21 protein-coding genes are annotated in these 19,458 nt (G+C 68.7%); 12 read left to right on the top strand and 9 right to left on the bottom strand.

Features of this window, described 5'->3' with window-relative positions; genetic code table 11:
• The first annotated feature begins 1 nt into the window (after position 1).
• The 4 genes from IAE60_RS11735 to dbpA are packed head-to-tail and all read left to right on the top strand — an operon-like array spanning position 2 to position 3,419.
• Positions 2 to 1,006 carry a YbaY family lipoprotein gene (locus tag IAE60_RS11735; protein ID WP_187572387.1) on the top strand — a complete coding sequence of 335 codons (1,005 nt, stop codon included), beginning with the start codon at positions 2 to 4 and terminating at the stop codon, positions 1,004 to 1,006.
• Positions 1,007 to 1,049: 43 nt separating this feature from the next.
• A complete protein-coding gene (locus tag IAE60_RS19045; protein ID WP_374501462.1) occupies positions 1,050 to 1,571 on the top strand; it encodes a guanyl-specific ribonuclease in 522 nt (173 codons plus the stop codon).
• A complete protein-coding gene (locus IAE60_RS11725) occupies positions 1,568 to 2,002 on the top strand; it encodes a barstar family protein (protein ID WP_187572385.1) in 435 nt (144 codons plus the stop codon). The genes IAE60_RS19045 and IAE60_RS11725 overlap by 4 nt, the downstream gene beginning before the upstream one ends.
• A gap of 40 nt (positions 2,003 to 2,042) precedes the next feature.
• Positions 2,043 to 3,419, top strand: coding sequence for an ATP-dependent RNA helicase DbpA (dbpA, locus tag IAE60_RS11720; RefSeq protein ID WP_187572384.1), 1,377 nt, complete (start codon positions 2,043 to 2,045; stop codon positions 3,417 to 3,419).
• Positions 3,420 to 3,595: 176 nt separating this feature from the next.
• On the opposite strand, the gene IAE60_RS11715 is transcribed toward dbpA, so the two are convergent.
• Positions 3,596 to 3,805 carry a cold-shock protein gene (locus IAE60_RS11715; RefSeq protein ID WP_162110978.1) on the bottom strand — a complete coding sequence of 70 codons (210 nt, stop codon included), beginning with the start codon at positions 3,803 to 3,805 and terminating at the stop codon, positions 3,596 to 3,598.
• Between the two features lie 304 nt (positions 3,806 to 4,109).
• On the opposite strand from IAE60_RS11715, the gene IAE60_RS11710 reads away from it, so the two are divergent.
• The 3 genes from IAE60_RS11710 to IAE60_RS11700 all read left to right on the top strand — a co-directional run bounded on the left by IAE60_RS11710 (position 4,110) and on the right by IAE60_RS11700 (position 7,542).
• A complete protein-coding gene (locus tag IAE60_RS11710; RefSeq protein WP_187572383.1) occupies positions 4,110 to 4,667 on the top strand; it encodes a YaeQ family protein in 558 nt (185 codons plus the stop codon).
• A gap of 4 nt (positions 4,668 to 4,671) precedes the next feature.
• Positions 4,672 to 5,853, top strand: a complete 1,182-nt coding sequence (locus IAE60_RS11705) for a BaiN/RdsA family NAD(P)/FAD-dependent oxidoreductase (RefSeq protein ID WP_187572382.1) — start codon at positions 4,672 to 4,674, stop codon at positions 5,851 to 5,853.
• A gap of 69 nt (positions 5,854 to 5,922) precedes the next feature.
• Complete coding sequence (locus tag IAE60_RS11700; RefSeq protein ID WP_425504424.1) at positions 5,923 to 7,542, top strand: carboxylesterase/lipase family protein; 1,620 nt, start codon at positions 5,923 to 5,925, stop codon at positions 7,540 to 7,542.
• Positions 7,543 to 7,602: 60 nt separating this feature from the next.
• Here IAE60_RS11700 and IAE60_RS11695 read toward each other — a convergent pair whose 3' ends face one another.
• From IAE60_RS11695 to IAE60_RS11680, 4 genes are all read right to left on the bottom strand, one after another.
• Positions 7,603 to 8,583, bottom strand: a complete 981-nt coding sequence (locus IAE60_RS11695; RefSeq protein WP_187572381.1) for an LLM class flavin-dependent oxidoreductase — start codon at positions 8,581 to 8,583, stop codon at positions 7,603 to 7,605.
• Positions 8,584 to 8,667: 84 nt separating this feature from the next.
• Positions 8,668 to 9,339 (bottom strand): glutathione S-transferase family protein, encoded by a 672-nt coding sequence (locus IAE60_RS11690; protein ID WP_187572380.1) that lies wholly within the window; start codon positions 9,337 to 9,339, stop codon positions 8,668 to 8,670.
• A gap of 192 nt (positions 9,340 to 9,531) precedes the next feature.
• Positions 9,532 to 11,091, bottom strand: coding sequence for a protein adenylyltransferase SelO (locus IAE60_RS11685; protein ID WP_425504474.1), 1,560 nt, complete (start codon positions 11,089 to 11,091; stop codon positions 9,532 to 9,534).
• A gap of 5 nt (positions 11,092 to 11,096) precedes the next feature.
• Positions 11,097 to 11,846, bottom strand: a complete 750-nt coding sequence (locus IAE60_RS11680) for a sulfurtransferase (protein ID WP_187572378.1) — start codon at positions 11,844 to 11,846, stop codon at positions 11,097 to 11,099.
• Positions 11,847 to 11,933: 87 nt separating this feature from the next.
• Here IAE60_RS11680 and IAE60_RS11675 point away from each other — a divergent pair, with 87 nt between their 5' ends.
• Together IAE60_RS11675 and IAE60_RS11670 are read left to right on the top strand one after the other, a co-directional pair.
• Positions 11,934 to 12,296: an ArsR/SmtB family transcription factor gene (locus IAE60_RS11675; RefSeq protein ID WP_187572377.1), complete on the top strand. Its 363-nt coding sequence runs from the start codon at positions 11,934 to 11,936 to the stop codon at positions 12,294 to 12,296.
• On the top strand, positions 12,293 to 12,745 hold the full coding sequence (locus IAE60_RS11670) for an SRPBCC family protein (RefSeq protein WP_187572376.1): 453 nt from the start codon (positions 12,293 to 12,295) through the stop codon (positions 12,743 to 12,745). The genes IAE60_RS11675 and IAE60_RS11670 overlap by 4 nt, the downstream gene beginning before the upstream one ends.
• Positions 12,746 to 12,788: 43 nt before the next feature.
• On the opposite strand, the gene IAE60_RS11665 is transcribed toward IAE60_RS11670, so the two are convergent.
• The gene (locus IAE60_RS11665) at positions 12,789 to 13,151 is read right to left on the bottom strand and encodes a DUF6164 family protein (RefSeq protein ID WP_187572375.1); all 363 of its coding nucleotides are present in this window, start codon (positions 13,149 to 13,151) and stop codon (positions 12,789 to 12,791) included.
• A gap of 75 nt (positions 13,152 to 13,226) precedes the next feature.
• Here IAE60_RS11665 and IAE60_RS11660 point away from each other — a divergent pair, with 75 nt between their 5' ends.
• Positions 13,227 to 13,661: an FKBP-type peptidyl-prolyl cis-trans isomerase gene (locus IAE60_RS11660; protein WP_187572374.1), complete on the top strand. Its 435-nt coding sequence runs from the start codon at positions 13,227 to 13,229 to the stop codon at positions 13,659 to 13,661.
• Between the two features lie 145 nt (positions 13,662 to 13,806).
• Here the strand turns inward: IAE60_RS11660 and IAE60_RS11655 are convergent, their stop codons facing one another.
• A complete protein-coding gene (locus tag IAE60_RS11655) occupies positions 13,807 to 15,405 on the bottom strand; it encodes a serine hydrolase (protein WP_425504423.1) in 1,599 nt (532 codons plus the stop codon).
• A 97-nt stretch (positions 15,406 to 15,502) separates the two neighbouring features.
• Here IAE60_RS11655 and IAE60_RS11650 point away from each other — a divergent pair, with 97 nt between their 5' ends.
• A complete protein-coding gene (locus tag IAE60_RS11650; protein WP_187572373.1) occupies positions 15,503 to 16,765 on the top strand; it encodes a TIGR03862 family flavoprotein in 1,263 nt (420 codons plus the stop codon).
• A gap of 391 nt (positions 16,766 to 17,156) precedes the next feature.
• Here IAE60_RS11650 and IAE60_RS11645 read toward each other — a convergent pair whose 3' ends face one another.
• Positions 17,157 to 17,501: a RidA family protein gene (locus tag IAE60_RS11645; protein WP_187572372.1), complete on the bottom strand. Its 345-nt coding sequence runs from the start codon at positions 17,499 to 17,501 to the stop codon at positions 17,157 to 17,159.
• A gap of 29 nt (positions 17,502 to 17,530) precedes the next feature.
• The gene (locus IAE60_RS11640; protein WP_187572371.1) at positions 17,531 to 18,193 is read right to left on the bottom strand and encodes a DUF998 domain-containing protein; all 663 of its coding nucleotides are present in this window, start codon (positions 18,191 to 18,193) and stop codon (positions 17,531 to 17,533) included.
• A 173-nt stretch (positions 18,194 to 18,366) separates the two neighbouring features.
• Here IAE60_RS11640 and IAE60_RS11635 point away from each other — a divergent pair, with 173 nt between their 5' ends.
• Positions 18,367 to 19,455 carry a diguanylate cyclase gene (locus IAE60_RS11635; protein ID WP_187572370.1) on the top strand — a complete coding sequence of 363 codons (1,089 nt, stop codon included), beginning with the start codon at positions 18,367 to 18,369 and terminating at the stop codon, positions 19,453 to 19,455.
• Positions 19,456 to 19,458 lie beyond the last annotated feature (3 nt).

Raw genomic sequence — 19,458 nt, 5'->3', positions numbered from 1 at the left:
GATGCTACGTCCCCTGCTGACCTCGGCCTGCCTGCTCGGGCTGGCGGCATGCCAGTCGCCGATCACCGCGCCACCGCCCGCCGACGGGACATCGACGCCGCGACCGGCCGCGCAGATCCAGGGCCGGGCTTCCTATCTCGAGCGCATCGCGCCCCCGCCTGGCGCGGTCCTGAGCGTACAACTGGTGGACCTGCAGTTGGCCGACACGCCTGCCGCCGTGATCGCCAGTGCCGACTTCCGCGATCTCAAGGGGCCTCCTTTCGCCTTTGCCCTGCCCTACGATCCGTCGAAATTGCGACCAAACGGCATGTACGGACTGCACGCCGGTGTGCGCGACGCGCAGGGGCGCCTGTGGTTCGTCATCGACACGCAGGTGCCCGTGACACCCGGTGCGGCTGCCCCCGTCGAATTCCGCATGGTCCGTGTCACCGGTGAACCGGCCGCTGCCACGTCGACCCCGTGGCAATGCGGGGATCAGCGCGTCGGCGCACGCTTCGATACGCCGGCACGCGGCATGATGCTGGAGATCGACGGCAATACCCTGCACCTGGCGCAAGCACCTGCCGCCTCGGGCGCACGCTATGCCGACGCCGCCGGCAACGCGTTCTGGAGCAAAGGGGATGAGGCGACGCTGACCCTCGCCGGCCGAGCCGCCGTCACCTGCCGTCAGGCAAGCCAGGGCTCCCCTTGGGATGCAGCCAGGGCACGTGGCAGCGTGTTCCGTGGACTGGGTACCGAGCCCGGCTGGACCGTGGAGATCGGGGCCGGCCCAACGCCGCGCCTGCTGGCCGAGCTGGACTATGGCGAACGCAGGATCGACGTGGTGCAGGCGAGCAGGACCGAAGAGGGTTACGTCGGCAGCACCGCCGAAGGCCTCGCCGTTTCGCTGACCACCAAGCGGGAAGTCTGCAACGACGGCATGAGCGACATCCGCTACCCGGCGTCGGCGACCCTGACCGTGGGTGGCCGGACCTACCGTGGCTGCGGCCGCTTCCTGACCGAATGAGGGCTGCATGAGCCGACGTTCCCGCCGCCGTCAGTCCGCTGGCCTGCGTCTCCCCCTGATCGCCTTCGTGGCGCTGCTGTTGGTCGGTGCCGGCGCCTGGTGGTGGTCGCAGCGCGATGATGCGCCCGATACGACGGCAGCCGTCGCCACGCACGAAGGCGGTGATCCGCAGCGCATCAAGGAAACACTCTCGCTGCCGCCGGTCGAGAACACACGTCCCGGTGGCCTTGCCGGGGACGTGCCCACGCCGCCTACAAGCGCACCCGCCACCCGCGCCCTGCCCGCCTTCCTCCCGCCCGAAGCGCGTGCGACGCTGGCGCTGATCGCGCGCGGCGGCCCCTTCCCGCACCGGCAGGACGGCGCCGTCTTCCAGAACCGCGAGGGTCGCCTGCCTCGTCAGGGTCGCGGCTACTACCGCGAGTACACGGTGGACACGCCCGGACTGGCGCATCGCGGCGCGCGCCGCATCGTCACCGGCGGCGATCCGCCGCGCGAGTACTACTACACCGACGACCACTACGAGAGCTTCCGCCGGTTCGAAATGAGCCAGGACACCACGCCATGAGCGATTCCGGCTTCGACCCCGGCCTGGCCGACCCCGCACGCGCGGGCGTGTTCTTCGTCACCGAGGACGATCTGGGCCCGCTGGCCGCCGTTGGCCGCGATGCCGGTCTGCTGGCACGGCGCATCGACCTGTCCGGCTGCGACGGCAAGGCGGCCTTGCTGCTGCGCATCGCCACGGTGCTGGACTTCCCGGACACCTCCGGGCGCAACTGGGACGCCTTGTCGGACAGCCTGCGCGATCTGTCCTGGCTGCCCGCGTCGGGCTACGTGCTGCTGTTCGAGGAAGCCCACGCTCTGCGCGAGCGCAACGAGACCGACTTCGACACCCTGCTCGACATCCTGGACGAAGCCTCGCAGGCGTGGGCGGCGGACGAGGTGCCGTTCTGGGCCTTCATCGCCCTGCCGGACGAGGAGTTCCCCGACCTGCAGTAGGGCGACGGGCGGCGGTCGCGCCGATCTGCGAAAATGCCGCATGCTCGATTTCAAACATCTCCCGCTGGCGCCCGGCCTGCAGCAGGGCGTCGACGCGCTCGGCTACACGCAACCGACCCCCATCCAGGCGCAGAGCCTGCCCGCCATCCTCGACGGCCGCGACGTCATTGCGCAGGCACCGACCGGCAGCGGCAAGACCGCCGCGTTCGGCCTGGGCCTGTTGCACCGGCTGGACGTGGCCTCCGTACGTACCCAGGCGCTGGTGCTGTGCCCCACGCGCGAACTGGCCGACCAGGTGGCGCAGCAGCTGCGCAGGCTGGCGGTGGGCCTGCCCAACCTCAAAGTCCTGACGCTGTGCGGCGGCCTGCCGCTGGAGCCGCAGATCCGTTCGCTGGAAGCGCACGATCCTCACGTGGTGGTCGGCACGCCGGGCCGCATTCAGGAACTGCTGCGCAAGAAGGTGCTGCACCTGGGCAGCGTGCGCACGCTGGTGCTCGACGAGGCCGACCGCATGCTGGACATGGGCTTCGAGGAGCCCATCCGCGAGATCACCGGCAAGACGCCGAAGGACCGCCAGAGCCTGCTGTTCTCGGCCACCTTCACCGACGCCATCCGCGACATCGCCCGCAATACCCTGCGCGAGCCGCTTGAAGTCACGGTGGACGCGCCGCAGGAACAGGCTGTCATCGAGCAGCGCTTCGTACGCGTCGAGCCGGAGCGCAAGCAGACGGCGCTGGCGGGCCTGCTGGCCCAGCGCGGCGTGGAGTCGTGCGTGGTGTTCTGCAACATGCGCAAGGACGTGGACGAAGTGGCCGGCTCGTTGCAGCACTTCGGCTTCTCCGCGCTTGCCCTGCACGGCGACATGGAGCAGCGGGACCGCGACGAGGTGCTGGTGCGTTTCGCCAACCGCAGCTGCAACGTGCTGGTGGCCAGCGATGTGGCGGCGCGCGGACTGGACATCGAGGATCTGGCGCTGGTCGTCAACTACGACATGCCCAGCGACGCCGACACCTACGTGCACCGGATCGGCCGCACCGGCCGTGCCGGTCGCGAAGGCGTGGCGATCAGCCTGTGCACACCGCGCGAGCTGCCGCGGGCCGCGGTGATCGAGGAACGCCTGGGCGCGCCGCTGCTCTGGGACCGCAACGTCCCGTCAGCGCCCAAGGCCCACACCGCGCCACCGGCCACCATGACCACGCTGCGCATCGACGCGGGCAAGACCGACAAGCTGCGCCCCGGCGACGTGCTCGGCGCCCTGACCGGCGAGGCCGGCCTGTCCGCGTCCGCGATCGGCAAGATCAACGTCTTCGCCACGCGGACCTACGTGGCCGTCGCGCGGGACAAGGCCGGCGCGGCACTGGCGCGGCTCAACGCCGGCAGGATCAAGGGGCGCAGCTTCCGGGTGCGGAAGCTGTGACATCCACGCCCTCGTGTGCGTGGGAGCGACGTGAGTCGCGATGAAGCGCCAATCAGGCTTCCGGCGCCGGTGATCGCGACTTACGTCGCTCCCACGACAGGCAGAAAGAAGCCCACAAACAAAAACGCCGGCGCTTGCGCACCGGCGTTTTCTTGAACCAAGGGTTCAGGGCTGGATTACAGCGCCTGCACCTGGTCGGCCTGCATGCCCTTCTGGCCCTGCACGGCGACGAAGGAGACCGCCTGGCCTTCCTTCAGCGACTTGAAGCCATTGCCCTGGATCGAGCGGAAGTGCACGAACAGGTCGGGGCCGCTCTGCGGGGTGATGAAGCCGAAGCCCTTGGCGTCGTTGAACCACTTGACGGTACCGGTCTGACGATCAGACATCTTTACTAACTCCTGAAACATGGATGAAAGGACCACGATTCCGGCATGGACCGGATCGGGACTGGGTTTGCAGGCGTTGGTAAAGCGGGAAGATGTAGCAGATGTATCTACCGCATCAGGCTCACGATTCACGGTGACCCTGGCAAGCACAGTGGGGCGCACTCTACCGGGGTTTTCGCGTAAAAGCGAATCCCGGCCTCCTGGGAGCTGAACAGGGGTCTCCCCGGCCTGCGGCAAAAACGCCTTCGACCGGCCGGCCGGTGCTCCCGGCGTATGATGGCGCCCCTTTCGCAGAACCCCCGCCATGGCCCTCAAGTCCACTGTCGTCAAAGCCGAACTGCAGATCAGCGACATGGACCGCCACTACTACGGCAGCCACGGCCTGACGCTGGCCCAGCATCCCTCCGAGACCGATGAGCGGCTGATGGTGCGCCTGCTCGCCTTTGCGCTGATGGCCGAGGACCGGCTGGAGTTCGGCAAGGGCCTGAGCAATGAGGAAGAACCCGACCTCTGGCGCAAGGACTACACCGGCCTGATCGAACAGTGGATCGACCTGGGCCAGCCGGACGAATCGCGGGTCCGCAAGGCCTGCGGGCGCGCCCGCGAGGTCGTGGTGGTCAACTACGGCGGCCGCGCGGCCGATCTCTGGTGGGACAGGAACGCGGCGCTGCTGGCGCGCCATCGCAACCTGACCGTGCTCGACATCGCACCCGAGGCGGTCGACGCCCTGACGGCGCTGATGGTCCGCAGCATGCGCTTCAACGTGATGGTCCAGGACGGCGAGATGCAGTGGATGACCGACGACCGCGTCGTCAGCGTCATTCCCGCGATCCGCCAGACAGGACTCGCACGGGCCGCCTGAGCGCATGGCCCCCACCCACGACGTCCTGGTGATCGGCGGCGGCGCGGCGGGTCTCATGGCTGCACTCACGGCCGGCCAGCGTGGCCTGCGCGTGCTGGTCGTCGAGCACGCCAACAAGGTCGGCAAGAAGATCCTGATGTCGGGCGGCGGACGCTGCAACTTCACCAACACCGGCACCACGCCGGCCAACTTCCTGTCGGCCAATCCGCATTTCTGCAAATCGGCGCTGGCGCGCTACACGCCCGGCGACTTCATCGACATGGTCGAGCGCCACCGCATCGCCTACCACGAGAAGGAACTCGGCCAGCTGTTCTGCGATGTCTCGTCCAAGCTGATCGTGAAGATGCTGGTCGACGAGTGCCTGGCCGCCGGCGTGCGCATCGAGACCGGCTGCAGCGTGCACCAGGCCGAACAGGCCGACGGCGTGTTCCGGCTGGACACCAGCCTGGGCCGCTTCGCGGCGCCCTCGCTGGTGGTCGCCACCGGCGGCCTGTCGATCCCCAGCATGGGCGCCACCGGCTTCGGCTACGAACTGGCGCGCCAGTTCGGCCACGACGTGCTGCCGACCCGCGCCGGTCTGGTGCCCCTGACCTTGAGCGGCAAGCACCAGGAGCGGCTGGCCGACCTGAGCGGCGTGTCGTTCCCGGTGGAAGCGCGCTGCGGCAAGGTGCGCTTCCGCAACTTCATGCTGCTGACCCATCGCGGCGTGAGCGGGCCGTCGATCCTGCAGATCTCGTCGTACTGGCAGCCGGGCGACGACCTGCGACTGGACCTGCTGCCCGACCGCGATGCGCTGGACTGGCTGGAAGCCCAGCAGAGGCAGCGACCCGACGCCGAACTGAAGACGGTCCTGTCCGACGCGCTGCCGCGCCGTTTCGCCCAGCGCCTGTGCGAGGTCTGGCTGCCCAACCGGCCGATGAAGCAGTTCAATGCGCCCCAGCTGAAGGAGGCCGCCGCGTTGCTCGCCGACTGGCCCCTGGTCGCCAGCGGCACCGAAGGCTACCGGACGGCGGAGGTGACGCTCGGAGGCGTGGACACCGACGGCGTATCCAGCAGCACGATGATGTCCAGGCACGTGCCCGGCCTGTTCTTCGTCGGCGAAGTCCTCGACGTCACCGGCTGGCTGGGCGGCTACAACTTCCAGTGGGCCTGGGCTTCGGGTCACGCGGCGGGCACAGCGGTCTGACGCAGTGCGGCGTTCCTGGCAGGGCCGCCTTTGCTAGCCTTTGGAAACCGGTGTCATCACAGGTGTTCCGTGCCGCTGCAACCGCCTTCTCCCTCCCCGCGCCGCGATTTCCTGCGCCTGCTTGCCGGCACCGTCACGATGGCGGGCATGGTCGGCCCCGGCCTGTACGCTGCCCGAGCGGCTTCCGGACCGCCGCTCGCGACCACGCGCAGCGGGCGCATCGCCGGGCTCGTGGAACGCGGCATCCACGTGTTCCGTGGTGTCCCCTACGGCGGCGACACCGCCCGCCGGCGCTTCCAGCGAGCGGTGCGTGAAGCCGCCTGGACCGGCACGCGCGATGCCACCCGTTTCGGCGCCTCGGCCCCCCAGCGCGGCGATGCCGACGGACAGTCCGTCAGCGAGGACTGCCTGTTCCTCAACGTCTATACGCCTGCCCTGCGCGACGGCGGCAAGCGTCCGGTCCTGTTCTACATCCACGGCGGCGGCTACAACAACGGCTCCGGTTCGCATGCCCTCTACGACGGCGTGAACCTGTGCCGCCGCGGCGATGTCGTCGTGGTCACCGTCAACCACCGGCTCAACGCGTTCGGCTACCTGTATCTCGGCGAGAGCGGCGACGAACGCCTGCGCGACGCCGGAAACATCGGCCAGCTGGACCTGATCGACGCCCTGCGCTGGGTGCGCGAGCATGCGCACGAGTTCGGCGGCGACGCGGGCAACGTCACCGTGTTCGGCCAGTCCGGCGGGGGTGCCAAGATCGCCACGCTCATGGCCATGCCGGAGGCCAATGGCCTGTTCCACAGGGCGATGACGATGAGCGGCCAGCAGGTCACCGCGGCCGGCCCGCGCGCCGCCGCGCAGCGCACTGCGCTGTTTCTCGCCGAACTGGGGCTGGGCCCGCGCGACACCGCCGCGCTGCTGGCAATGCCGATGGCGCGCCTGCTGGAGGCGACGCGTGTGCGCGATCCGTCGCGCGTGGAGGACACCTCACTATACTTCGGGCCCGTTCTGGACACGCACAACCTGCCGCGGCATCCGTTCTATCCGGATGCACCCGCACAGTCGGCACGCATCCCGATGGTCATCGGCAACACGCGCGACGAGACGCGCGCATTCCTGGGCAACGACGAAGCGAACTTCGCACTGACCTGGGACCAGCTGCCGCAAAAGCTGCGCGAGCAGCAGTACGTCGACCTGTCGCCGGAGGTGGTGATCGCCGAGTACCGACGGCTGTATCCCGACTACACGCCGTCCGAGGTGTTCTTCGCCGCCACCACCGCGGGCCGCTCCTGGCGCGGCGCCATCATCGAGGCCGAGGAACGTGCGAAGCAGGGAGCGCCCGCCTGGGTCTACCAGTTGGACTGGCGTTCGCCGGCCGAAGGCGGACGCCTGCGCGCGTTCCACACGCTCGACATCCCGCTGGTGTTCGACAACGTGGCGGCCAAGGGGTCGAAGACCGGCGATGACGCACGGGCACGTGCGATGGCCGCGCGCATGAGCGAAGCCTTGATCGCCCTCGCCCGCCATGGCGACCCCAACCACGCAGGCCTTCCCGACTGGGCGCCGTACACGTTGCCTCGGCGGCAGACGATGGTGCTCGACGACACGCCCAGGATGCAGGACGACCCGCGTGGCGGCGAACGCAAGCTCTATCAGCGCGTGCCCTTCGTCCAGCGCGGCACGATGTAGCGTGCGCCGAGCGCGCGACCGCAAGGATGGCCCGGCCGCCGGTCGCGCGCGCGGCGCACGCTACGCCATGACCTCCGCAGCGATCTGGAACGAGCGCAGGCGCTTGTCGTGATCGAAGATGTTGGCCGTCAGCATCAGTTCGTCCGGACGGTGGCGCTGGATGAAGTCGGCGATGCCCTTGCGTACCGTATCGCGGCTGCCGACGACGGCGCAGGCCAGTGCCTGGGCCACGCCGGCCTTCTCGTGCGGCTCCCAGAACGCTTCGATGTCATCGATCGGCGGCGGCACCAGGCCGGCCCGGCCGCGCCTCAGGTTGACGAACGCCTGCTGCTGGGTGGTGAACAGGTAGCGTGCCTCCTCGTCGGTCTCGGCCGCCACGACATTCAGGGCCAGCATCGCATGCGGCCTGGCCAGCCGCTTCGACGGGCGGAAATCGCGGTGGTACAGCAGCAGCGCCTGGTCCATCGCATCGGGCGCGAAATGGGAAGCGAACGCGTACGGCAGCCCCAGGGCGGCGGCCAGCTGCGCGCCGAACAGGCTCGAGCCCAACAGCCACACGGGCACGTCGAGACCTGCACCGGGCACAGCACGCACCGCCTGGCCCTCCTGCACCGGCTCGAAATAGCGCAGCACCTCCTGCACGTCCTGCGGAAACTGCTCGGCGCTGTCGAAATAGCGCCGCAACGCACGCGCCGTCGCCTGGTCGGTGCCTGGCGCACGGCCCAAGCCCAGATCGATGCGGCCCGGATACAGCGACGCCAGCGTGCCGAACTGCTCGGCTACCTGCAGCGGTGAGTGGTTCGGCAACATGATGCCGCCGGCACCCACGCGGATCGTGGACGTCGCACCAGCGACGTGCCCGATCAGCACCGCCGTCGCGGCGCTGGCGATGCCCGGCATGTTGTGGTGTTCGGCCAGCCAGTAGCGGGTATACCCCCAGCGCTCGGCATGCTGCGCCAGATCGCGCATGTGCACGAACGCCTGGGTGGTATCGCTGCCCTCGCAGACAGGCGCGAGGTCGAGGAGCGAGTAAGGGATCATGGGGACACCGGCAATGACGATGCCATCGTCATGGGGACGCAGGCGATCCGGTTCCACCCGGTGGCATGGGATGCTGCATCCCGCCTAGCCCAGCAGGTCGAACGGCCCGCCCTGCTCCAGCGCACGCTGATAGGCCGGCCGTGCATGGATGCGCTGCAGGAATCCGGCCAGGTTGGGATAGGTGTCCAGTCCGGCGCGTACCGCCGCGGCTTCGACCGGGAAGCTCATCTGGATGTCGGCGGCGCTGAACTGCTCGCCGGCGAACCACGGCGCCTTGCCTAGTTCGCTTTCCATGTAGCCCAGGTGCAGCTGTACCTGCGGACCGACGAAGGTCCGCATCGCCTTGTCGGCGATGCCACGCGCGATGGGGTGGGCGAAGAACGGCATCGGCGCCTTCTTCAGGCGGGAGAACACCAGGCTGAGCAGCATCGGCGGCATCGCCGAGCCTTCGGCGTAATGCAGCCAGTAGCGGTAACGCAGGTGTTCGGCCGTGCCGGGCGAAGGCGCGAACCGGCGCGCGGTGTCATAACGCTCGACCAGATATTCGAGGATCGCACCGGATTCGGCCAGGACGTGTTCGCCATCCACCACCACCGGGGACTTGCCCAGCGGGTGGATCTTCTTCAGCTCCGGCGGCGCGAGCATGGTCTTGGCGTCGCGCTGGTAGCGCACCACGGTGTAGTCCAGGCCCAGTTCCTCGAGCAGCCAGAGCACGCGCTGGGAACGGGAGTTGTTGAGATGGTGGACGGTGATCATGCCGTTACTCCGCGGGGATGGGCCATGCTACCGCGGCTCTCATCCCTGTAGGAGCGACGTCAGTCGCGACCGGATGCAGCAGCCGTGCGTGACTCCGCTGCAGACGCGAGGGCTCGCTGCCAAGTGTCCGCTCCCGCGAGTGTGGGCCGTGCGGTCGCGACTGACGTCGCTCCTACAGGGAAACGATGCGACTCACGAACTGCACGACAGCATCGAGCACCCTGCCCGTTGCCGCGCCCAGTCGGGACGCCGTTGCGCGAAACGCGCGCGACCCGGCTGGTCGTCGTACGGCCAGCGCATGACGTCCAGCAGTTCATGGACGCCGGACAGGTCGCCGGCCTCGGCGGCATCGATGGCCTGCTGGGCCAGATAGTTGCGCAGCACGTAGCGGGGATTGGCCAGGCGCATGCGTTCGCGGCGCACAGCGGCATCGAGCGCGTCCTCGTCGCGACGGCGGGCGTACGCGGCCAGCCAGTCGCGCAGCGCAGGCGCAACGGCCTCGCGCTTGGCCGGGTCGTAGAAGGCGTCGTCGAAGGCCGACAGCGACGCGTCCATCGGATCCGCGTCGATCAGCGCACGGAAGAACAGCGTCATGTCGATCTCACCCTGTGCCAGCAGCTGCTGCAACGTGTCCATCCGTTCCATGTCCTCATCCCGGCAGTCGGACAGCCCCAGCTTGCGTGCGATATTGTCGCGATCGGCCCGCGCGTAAGCGTCAGCGAAGCGCTGCAATCCTTCCTGCAGCGCCTCCACTCCGTCGAACAGCGGCGACAGGGCCTGCGCGAAGCGGCTCAGGTTCCATCCCGCCACCCGCGGTTGCCAGCCGAAGCGATAGCGACGACCCTGGGCGTCGGTGGTGTTAGGCGTCCAGTCCGGGTCGTAGTCGTCGATCCATCCGTAGGGGCCGTAGTCGATGGTCAGGCCGAGCACCGACATGTTGTCGGTGTTCATCACGCCATGCACGAAACCCACGCGCATCCAGTGCGCCACCATCATCGCCGTGCGTTCGCAGACCTCGGCGAACCACGCGGCATACAGCGCCTCGCCCTCCCCCGACAGGTGCGGAAAATCGCGCCGGATCGTGAAGTCCACCAGCGTGCGCAGAAGGTCCGTGTCGCCGCGCGAGGCCGGCAACTGGTAGTGGCCGAAGCGCAGGAACGACGGTGCCACGCGGCACACGATCGCGCCCGGTTCGGGTTTCGGATGGCCGTCGTAGAACATGTCGCGCACGACCGGCTCGCCGGTACCCACCAGACTCAGGGCCCGCGTGGTCGGTACGCCCAGATGGTGCATCGCCTCGCTGCACAGGAACTCGCGGATCGAGGAGCGCAGCACCGCGCGCCCATCTGCGGTGCGCGAGTACGGCGTCGGGCCGGCCCCCTTCAGCTGCAGCTCCCAGCGTTCGCCCTGCGCATTGATCGCCTCGCCCAGCGTGATGGCGCGGCCGTCGCCGAGTTGTCCGGCCCAGTTGCCGAACTGGTGGCCACCGTAGTTGCCCGCGTACGGCTGCATGCCGGCCAGCAGTGCGTTGCCGCCGAACACCTGTGCGAAGGCGGGAGACGCGACATCGGCGTCGTCGAGGCCGAGCAGCGCCGCGACTTCACGCGAATGCGCCAGCAGCGTCGGCGCAGCGACGGGCGTGGGCGCGGTCGGCGACCACAAGGCGCCACGAACCTCCCGACGCCGATGGTCCTGCTCCGGATCTCCCGGCAGTTCGCGGACGAAGCGGTTGTCGAAACGCAGGGCGTCCAGGCCGCTCATGCGGCGTCCGCGGCCTGGTCCACCAGTGGCGTCAGGTCCGAACGCAGCGCCACACGTTCGTCGAACACGAAGCAGGCGCCTTCGTAGCCGAAGCCGCCGACCTGCTCGAAATAGCCGAGGATGCCGTCGTCCAACTGCAGCACGTTGTCCATGCCGTCGGCCTGCATCCACAACGCGGCCTTCTCGCAGCGGATGCCGCCGGTGCAGAAGCTGACCACCGTGGCGTCCTTGAGCGCCTGGCGGTGCGGTTCCAGTGCCGCCGGCAGGTCGGTGAACTTGTCGATCGGCAGCGTCAGCGCACCGGCGAAGGTGCCGTAGGCAACCTCCTGCTGGTTGCGGGTATCCAGCATCACCACACGACGGCCGGCATCGTCGTGCCCCTGTTCCAGCCAGCGGGCCAGCGTGGTGGGTTCGACGGCGGGAGCCCGCGCGTGTTCCGGCGTGGTGCCGGGACGACGGAAGCTGATGATTTCCGGCTTCACCTTGACCTTGAGGCGCGCGAACGGGACCTCGCGACTGGTGCTGTATTTCACCCGCAGGCCGGCGAAGCGCGCGTCTTCACGCAGCGGGGCGAGGAAGGATGCGATCGCGCCGGCATCGCCGGCCAGGAACAGGTTCAGCCCCTCGCCCGCCACCAGCACCGAGCCGCGCAGCGACAGCGCTTCAGCACGTGCATGCAGAGTGGCCGCGAAATCGGCGGGCGCTTCGATGGGCGTGAAGTGGTAGGCGGCGATGTTGGTGACCATGCAGGGATTTTACCGTTCGTCGCTCGATACCCACTTCATTCAACCAATTGGTTGACAATCACTGAGCCGGCGGAGATATTCAACCGTATGGTTGAACAAGATACTGACCGGCTCGACGCCCTCTTCCACGCACTGGCGGACGGCACGCGGCGCCGCATGCTCCGCAGCCTGGGAGGCCAGCCGCGCAGCGTGGGTGAACTGGCCGCGCCCTTCTGCATCTCGCTGGCCGCGGCCTCGAAACACATCAAGGTGCTTGAGCGCGCCGGCCTGGTCACGCGACAGATCCGCGGCCGCACCCACCTGTGCCACCTGCAGCCGCAGGCGCTGGCCGAAGGCGAGGCCTGGCTGCGGCATTACGCGCAGTTCTGGACCGCCCGCCTGGACGTGCTCGATGCGGTCCTGCAGGCGGCCGCGCCCTCACCTTCCTTCCCGACCGAGGACCCATCATGACGCCCCCTCCCGTCGCCTGTACGATCGATGTCACCGTGCACCGCCGCTTCGCCGTACCCGCCGAACGTGTGTTCGACGCCTGGCTGACGCCCCGTCTGCTGGGCCAATGGATGATGGGACCGGACGTGCGCGAGGAAAAGCTGCTGCGCCTGGACGTGGACCCGCGGGTCGGCGGCCACTTCTCGATGCTGGTCGAGCGCGATGGCGAGCGCATCGACCATGTCGGCGAGTATCTGGTCATCGAGCGGCCGCATCGGCTGTCCTTCACGTGGACCATCGCCGGCGAGGCCGACCAGGATGGCAGTCGCGTGGACATCGTGATTTCCCCGACCGACGCCGGCTGCGAACTCCGCCTCACCCACACGCTGCCGAGCGCCTGGGCAGACTACGCCGACCGCACGCAACAGGGCTGGTCGCGCATGCTGGACGCCCTCCACGCGATCTTCTGACACTGTCGCCGGTCGCCCAGTGGGACGATCGACGCCTTGGCGCTCAGAGCAGCAGCCAGGGCAATGCCAGCGTCACTGCGAGAATGAAGAGCACCGCTGCCAGCACGCCGACGACGTACAGTGGCCGGTCACGCAGCAGGCCGGCGAAGGTCTCGGCGCGTCCCTCTCGCTCGGCGATGGCGCGCTCGGACCGTGCGTGGTCGCGGCGCCGCGTCTGGTAGTCGGCCATCAGGGTCTTGGCCCGCGTCAGCTGGTCGACGTCCTCGATCCACAGTCCACCCGCGGAAATTCCCCACGGGCTGGGCTGCGTCTCATAGAAGTCGATCGCGTTCGTCCGCAGCAGGTCGCGCACGTCATCGGCCTCGTCGGCTGGCACGTTGCGCAGGTTGAGGAAGAGTTTCGCCATCGCGACAGTCTAGCCGGTCAGCGCCGCACACACGCTCGTGCGGTACCCTGCACGCCCCTCCCATCCGGACGACCGATGCGCGCCCTGCTGCTCGCCCTCTCGCTGACCCTGCTCGCCGCCTGTACGCCCCCCGGCCCGCCGCCCGGTGGCAGCGTCGCCGAACTGCAGCGCCTCGATACCCGCGCAGGCATGGGCACCGTCGCCACCAGCGGCAGCGATGTCACCGTGCACTACACCGGCTGGCTGTACGACGAGAAGGCGCCCGACAAGCACGGCATGAAGTTCGACAGTTCGGTCGACCGCGGCCAGCCCTTCACCTTCCTGCTGGGAGCCGGCCAGGTGATCCGCGGCTGGGACGAAGGCGTGGCGGGCATGAAGGTGGGTGGCAAGCGCACGCTGCTGATCCCGGCCGACCTCGGCTATGGCAGCAACGGCGCGGGCGGCGTGATCCCGCCCGGCGCCTCGCTGGTGTTCGACGTGGAGCTGCTGGACGTTAAGCCGCACGAGTGAGTGCCACTACTCCCCTGTAGGAGCGACGTAAGTCGCGACCGCACGGCTTGACCACCTGGGGCGGGAATTCGTGCGCGACGTGGCAGGTCTGCTTACCTTTATTTCTCGCGGTCGCGACTCACGTCGCTCCTACGCAAAGCACGGACTACTCCACCGGCGCCAGCCGCAGGTCGTGGAAGTCGAAGCTGAAATCCGTCAGCGGCGATATTGCTTCCATGCGCGCCTCGCGGATGCCGCCGTCCGGCTTCAGGGAGAAGGTCAGGAACGCGTCGGCGTTGAGCCAGCGCTCGCGCCAGCGCACCACGAAGGTGTCGTGCTGCCAGGGTTGCAGGTCGCCCACCAGTTCCGGCGTACGGCTGAAGCGCAGCACCAGACCATCGCCTTCCTGCGCCACCACGACATCGCCATACCACGGGTCGCGCAGCGTGCCGGCGTACTTCGCCAAAGGCAGCGACGGCTTCGACGTGGCATCGCGCGCGGCCTGCAGCTTCTGCCAGTGCGCATCGGCATCACCCTTGGCCTGGGCGACCTGCGCCCTGTAAGCCGCCAGCCAGTCGGTGCCGCTGTTGGCCAGATAGGCATCCAGCACTTTCAGGGTGATCGCGTGGAAGGCGGCGCCGACTTCCTGGTTGGTCAGCACCACCACGCCGAGCTTCTGTTCCGGCACCAGCGTCACCCGTGAGACCATGCCCGGCCAGCCGCCGGTATGCCACACCAGCTTGCGGCCCTGGAAGTCGGAGACCATCCAGCCTTCGCCGTAACCGAGGAAATGGGGCTTGGCGGCCTTCAGCGCTTCCACCTTCGGTTCGGAAATCGGAATCGGCGTGACCAGCGACCACATCGCCTTCTGCCGGGCCGGCGTGAACAGGGCCTGCTCCCGCCCCCTCGCGTCGCGGTAGGTGCCGCCGGCGAGCTGGGCGTTCATCCACTTCGCCATGTCGCCGACGCTGGAATAGATCCCGCCCGCGCCCGCGACGTTGCGCCATGTCATCCGCGGCGCCGGCTGCAGGGTGGTGAAGTCGGCCATGGCGTGCCCGGTTGCGACATTGTCGCCCGGCTTCAACGCATCGCTGTTGTAGCGCGTCTCGCGCATGCCCAGCGGCTGGAAGATGCGGGTGCGCAGGAACTGATCGTACGTCTGCCCGCTGGCCTGTTCGATCACCAGCTGCGCCACGCCGTACAGGATGTTGTCGTAGGCGTAGCTCTCACGAAAGCCCCCGCTGAGCGGCACATCGCGCAGGCGCTCGGCCACTTCGCGGTTGCTGTAGGTGGTCGTGGGCCAGTACAGCAGGTCGCCCGCCCCCAGCCCCAGCCCGCTGCGGTGGACCAGCAGGTCGCGGATGCGCATCTCGCGGGTGACGTAGGGATCGGCCATGCGGAACCACGGCAGATGGTCGATGACGCGATCCTCCAGTTCGAGCTTGCCCTCGTCGGCCAGCATCGACAGCGAGGCCGACGTGAATGCCTTGGTGTTGGAGGCGATGGCGAACAGGGTGTGCGCATCCACCTTCGCCGGCTTGCCCATCTCGCGCTCGCCCCATCCCTTCGCCAGTACCACCTCGCCATCCTTCACAACGGCGACCGCGATGCCGGGCACATCGAAGGCCTCGCGCACGGATTCGACATAGGCGTCGAGATCCTGCAGTGCCGGCGGTGGCGCGGCTTCCTTCGCAAGGGCCGCGGGCGCGACCAGGCACAACAACAGCAGGGCGCGGCGCATGGCCGCGGGCGACAGTGGATGCATCAGGAGTCCCCGTTCGAATCTGCGCGCGACGATACCGCACCTGGCCTCGCCGGTGCGCCCGACGAAAGTCCGTATCGGTGCACGGCATACTATGCGGATGCCTCAACCGCAGCCCGACACCACCGCTCCCGCAGCCACCGTCGCCGTCATCGGCGGCGGACCCGCGGGCCTGATGGCGGCTGAAACCCTGCGTGCGGCGGGCCTGCAGGTCGACCTCTACGACGCCAAGGGCTCGGTGGGGCGGAAGTTCCTGATCGCCGGCAAGGGCGGCATGAACCTGACCCACTCGGACCCGTTCGATGTCTTCGTCACGCGCTATGGCGAGCGCGCGCACGAGATCGCCGCGTGGCTTAGGCACTTCAATGCCGATGTGCTGCGCGCCTGGGCGCGGGGGCTCGGCGTGGAGACCTTCGTCGGAACGTCCGGCCGCGTGTTTCCCATCGATCTCAAGGCTGCACCCCTGCTGCGCGGCTGGGTACGACGCCTGCGCGAACAGGGCGTGCGCTTCCACGTGCTGCACCGTTGGCTGGGCTGGGACGAGGGCGGCGCGTTGCGCTTTTCGACGCCGCAGGGGGATGCCTCGGTGCGGGCCGACGCGGTGGTGCTGGCCCTGGGCGGCGGCAGCTGGCCGGAGCTGGGCTCGGACGGCGCATGGGTAGGTGTCCTGCGGGCGCGCGACATCGACATCGCACCACTCCAGCCCTCCAATTGCGGTTTCGATATCGGCTGGAGCGAACACCTGGCCAGCCGTTTCGCGGGCGAGCCTCTGAAGCCGGTCACCGCGCACTGGCGCGACGACGACGGCAACCCGCATCAACGCCAGGGCGAGTGCGTGATCACCGCCACCGGCATCGAAGGCAGTCTGGTCTACGCACTGTCGCCTATGCTTCGCGATGCCATCGCACGCGACGGCCATGCCACGCTGGTGTTGGACCTGCTGCCGGGTCGCGAGGAAAGCGATCTGCTGCGCCGGCTGGCCAAGCCACGCGGTTCCCGCAGCCTGAGCGAACACCTGCGTCGGGAAGCCGGCGTCAGCGGCGTGCGTGCGGCACTCCTGTACGAAGTGCTCGACAAGGCAGCGTTGGCCGATCCCGCGAAGATCGCCGCGACCCTGAAGCGGTTTCCGTTCCGGCTGCAGCGCACGCGTCCCATCGAGGAAGCCATCAGCAGCGCGGGTGGCATACCCTTGGAAGCGCTGGACCAGGGACTGATGCTGCGCGGATTGCCCGGCGTGTTCGCCGCCGGCGAGATGCTCGACTGGGAAGCCCCCACCGGCGGCTACCTGCTGACAGCGTGCTTCGCCAGCGGCCGCCAGGCCGCACAGGGCGTGGTCGACTGGCTGGCGCAACGCAACGCCTGACTGGTCGTCCGCAGGGGCTGCGGCGCGCACCCCGGGAAGTGCGTGCCGCAGCGGCTGCGGAACGTGGCGCGCACGATACGCGAGCCGTTGTTGAAGTCAGGTTAGCGTTTTAAAGCAGTTTTATTACAGACATTTACGGCCTGATATGCATGCTGCATCTCAGGCCGCTGAATCGTCATTCAGCCTCGTCCAGCGCGACGTCTCCCACCCGATCTTCGCGCCGCGCCTTGGCAGCGACATGCATGTTGTCGACCAGATTGGGATAGCGTCGCCCCGCCGCCCGCGCACGTGCGCGGGCCTCTTCCACTTGGGCTGGGGAAAGTTTGAGACCACCATCTCCCCGCTTCGGCGTGGGACGTCGCCAAGGACCCGGCGTGCGGCTGGCCACGGATCAGACAGCCGCCGTCACCACGATCTCGATCAGCCAGCCCGGGCGCGCCAGATGCGCCTGCATGGTCGCGCGCGGAGGCGCATGGCCTGCCGGCACCCACGCATCCCACACCCGGTTCATCGCTTCGAAATCCTGCAGGTCCTTCAGGAATATCTCCGCGCGCAGGATCTTCGCCTTGTCACTGCCGGCGCGCGCCAGCAGCGCGTCGATCTCGGCCAGCACCTGCTGGGTCTGGCCGGCGATGCCCTGGGTGGCGTCCTCGGCCACCTGGCCGGCCAGGTAGACCACGCCATTGTGGACGGCCATTTCCGATAGCCGCGGGCCTACGTCGAAGCGCTGGATCATGAAGTCGTTCTCCGGTGTGTCATCGAAGCTTAGCGCCCCGCCCCGCCGTCCGCACGACGGGCGGCCTGGTGCAGCCAGGCGCCCGCCAGCAGCATGGCCGCGACGATCAGCGCGATCAGCAGTTTCTGCACCCATCCCCGCCCGGCCGGCGGCCACAGTGCATGCACCCACAGCAGCACGAAGCACGCGCCCGACCAGGCGGCGGCCAACGGAAAGTGGCGGCGCCACGCCGCATCCAGACGGAAGCGCCACGCCTGCACTACCATGCCGCTCACCACGCACAGGAAAGCCGTGATCGCGCAGACATGATGGAACATCAGGTGGAAGTCCGGCGCCACCTGCGGCAGCCATGAGTCCCCGATGGCCACGCCCGCCAGTGCGAGCGAACCGGCGCACAACAGGAGAACCGGCGCTGCACTGCGGGCCCGCGGCGCCAGTTGCACGTACAGGCCCATCGCCAGCGCCACGATGGCCACGGCCAGCAGGCAGTACATCGTGCGCAGCAGCAGCCCGTACGGACCCCGCAGGTACTGGCTGAGGGTCGCCTGCTGCCAGGCCAGGTCATCGCGCACGAGTTGCAGGCCACCCGCCACGCCCAGGAACAGCAGCGCCCCGAGGATCGCCAGGCGCGCCGCCAGCCCGGCAGCGCCGCCATGCAGGGGTTCCGGGTGCAGGGGAGCGGTATCGGACATGGGCGGGCCGGTGGCGGGAGGGTCCGGATTATCCCGGAACTCAAGAATCACGGGCACCGGCCGCTGGGGTGGCAGACCTGCGCGACGTGCCTGCCGTCACGCTTTGACCTACACTCCGGCTTCCCTCGGCGTACCGGGGATGGCCGCCATGAGCAAGGGGACTCTTCGCGCCAATGCCTTCCGATACACCGCCGCCCGGGACCGATCCGGCACGCCACGCCCAACGCCTGCCGCGCCGGATCCACCGGTTGCGCATGCTGGGCATGGGCCTGGCGGCGTTGCCCATCGGCATGGTGCTGATGGAGAACCAGGCCGGCGCCGGCCACTGGGGCTTCCTGCTATTCACCACCATCCTGTGGCCCCAACTGGCGCTGTGGCTTGCGCTGCGCCACCGCGAGCCCTTCCGCGGCGAGATCCGCAACCTGCTGCTGGATTCGATCCTCGCGGGGATGTGGGTGCCGCTGATGGCGTTCAATCTTCTGCCCAGCGTCATGCTGGTGACGCTGGCCACGGTGGACAAGATCAGCACAGGCATCGACAGGCTCTGGTACTGGTCGCTGCCGCTGATGCTGGCCGGCGGCATCGCGGCCGGGCTGGCCACCGGTTTCGAACTGCAGCCGGTCACCAGCATGGCGGTGATGATCGCCTGCCTGCCCATGCTGCTGATCCACTCCATTGCGGTCAGCCAGGCCAGCTACCGGCTGGTCCGCAAGGTGAAGCGCCAGAACCGCCAGTTGGACGAGCTGAGCCGGCGCGACACGCTGACCGGCCTGGACAGCCGGCGGCACTGGCAGGAGCGCGCGTCCGCGCTGCTGGAACAGTGCGCGGCGACGGGCGATCCGGCTACGTTGCTGATGATCGACATCGACCATTTCAAGGCGATCAACGACCACCACGGCCATGCGGCCGGCGACGACGTGCTGCGCGCCACGGCGGACGTGATACGCCACAGCATCCGCGGGCAGGACGATGCGGGCCGGCTGGGCGGCGACGAGTTCGCGGTGGTGCTGCGCCACACGGACGTGGAGGCGGCCGCCACGGTCGCGCGGCGCATACGCGAGGGCGTAGAGGCCCTGCGCGTGCAGAGCGCGCCGGGACTGCGACCCACGGTAAGCCTTGGACTGGCGCAGGCCATGGCGCCGCAGGAGGGGTTGCGCGCCTGGATGGAAGCGGCCGACCGCGCGCTTTACCGGGCCAAGAGCGCGGGTCGCAACCGGCTGGCAGTACACGACGGCCTGGAGGCCGCCATCGACACGCCCTGAGGC

Source organism: Pseudoxanthomonas mexicana (assembly GCF_014397415.1).
Lineage (GTDB): Bacteria > Pseudomonadota > Gammaproteobacteria > Xanthomonadales > Xanthomonadaceae > Pseudoxanthomonas_A > Pseudoxanthomonas_A mexicana.
This window is presented reverse-complemented; position numbering and strand designations above follow the sequence as displayed.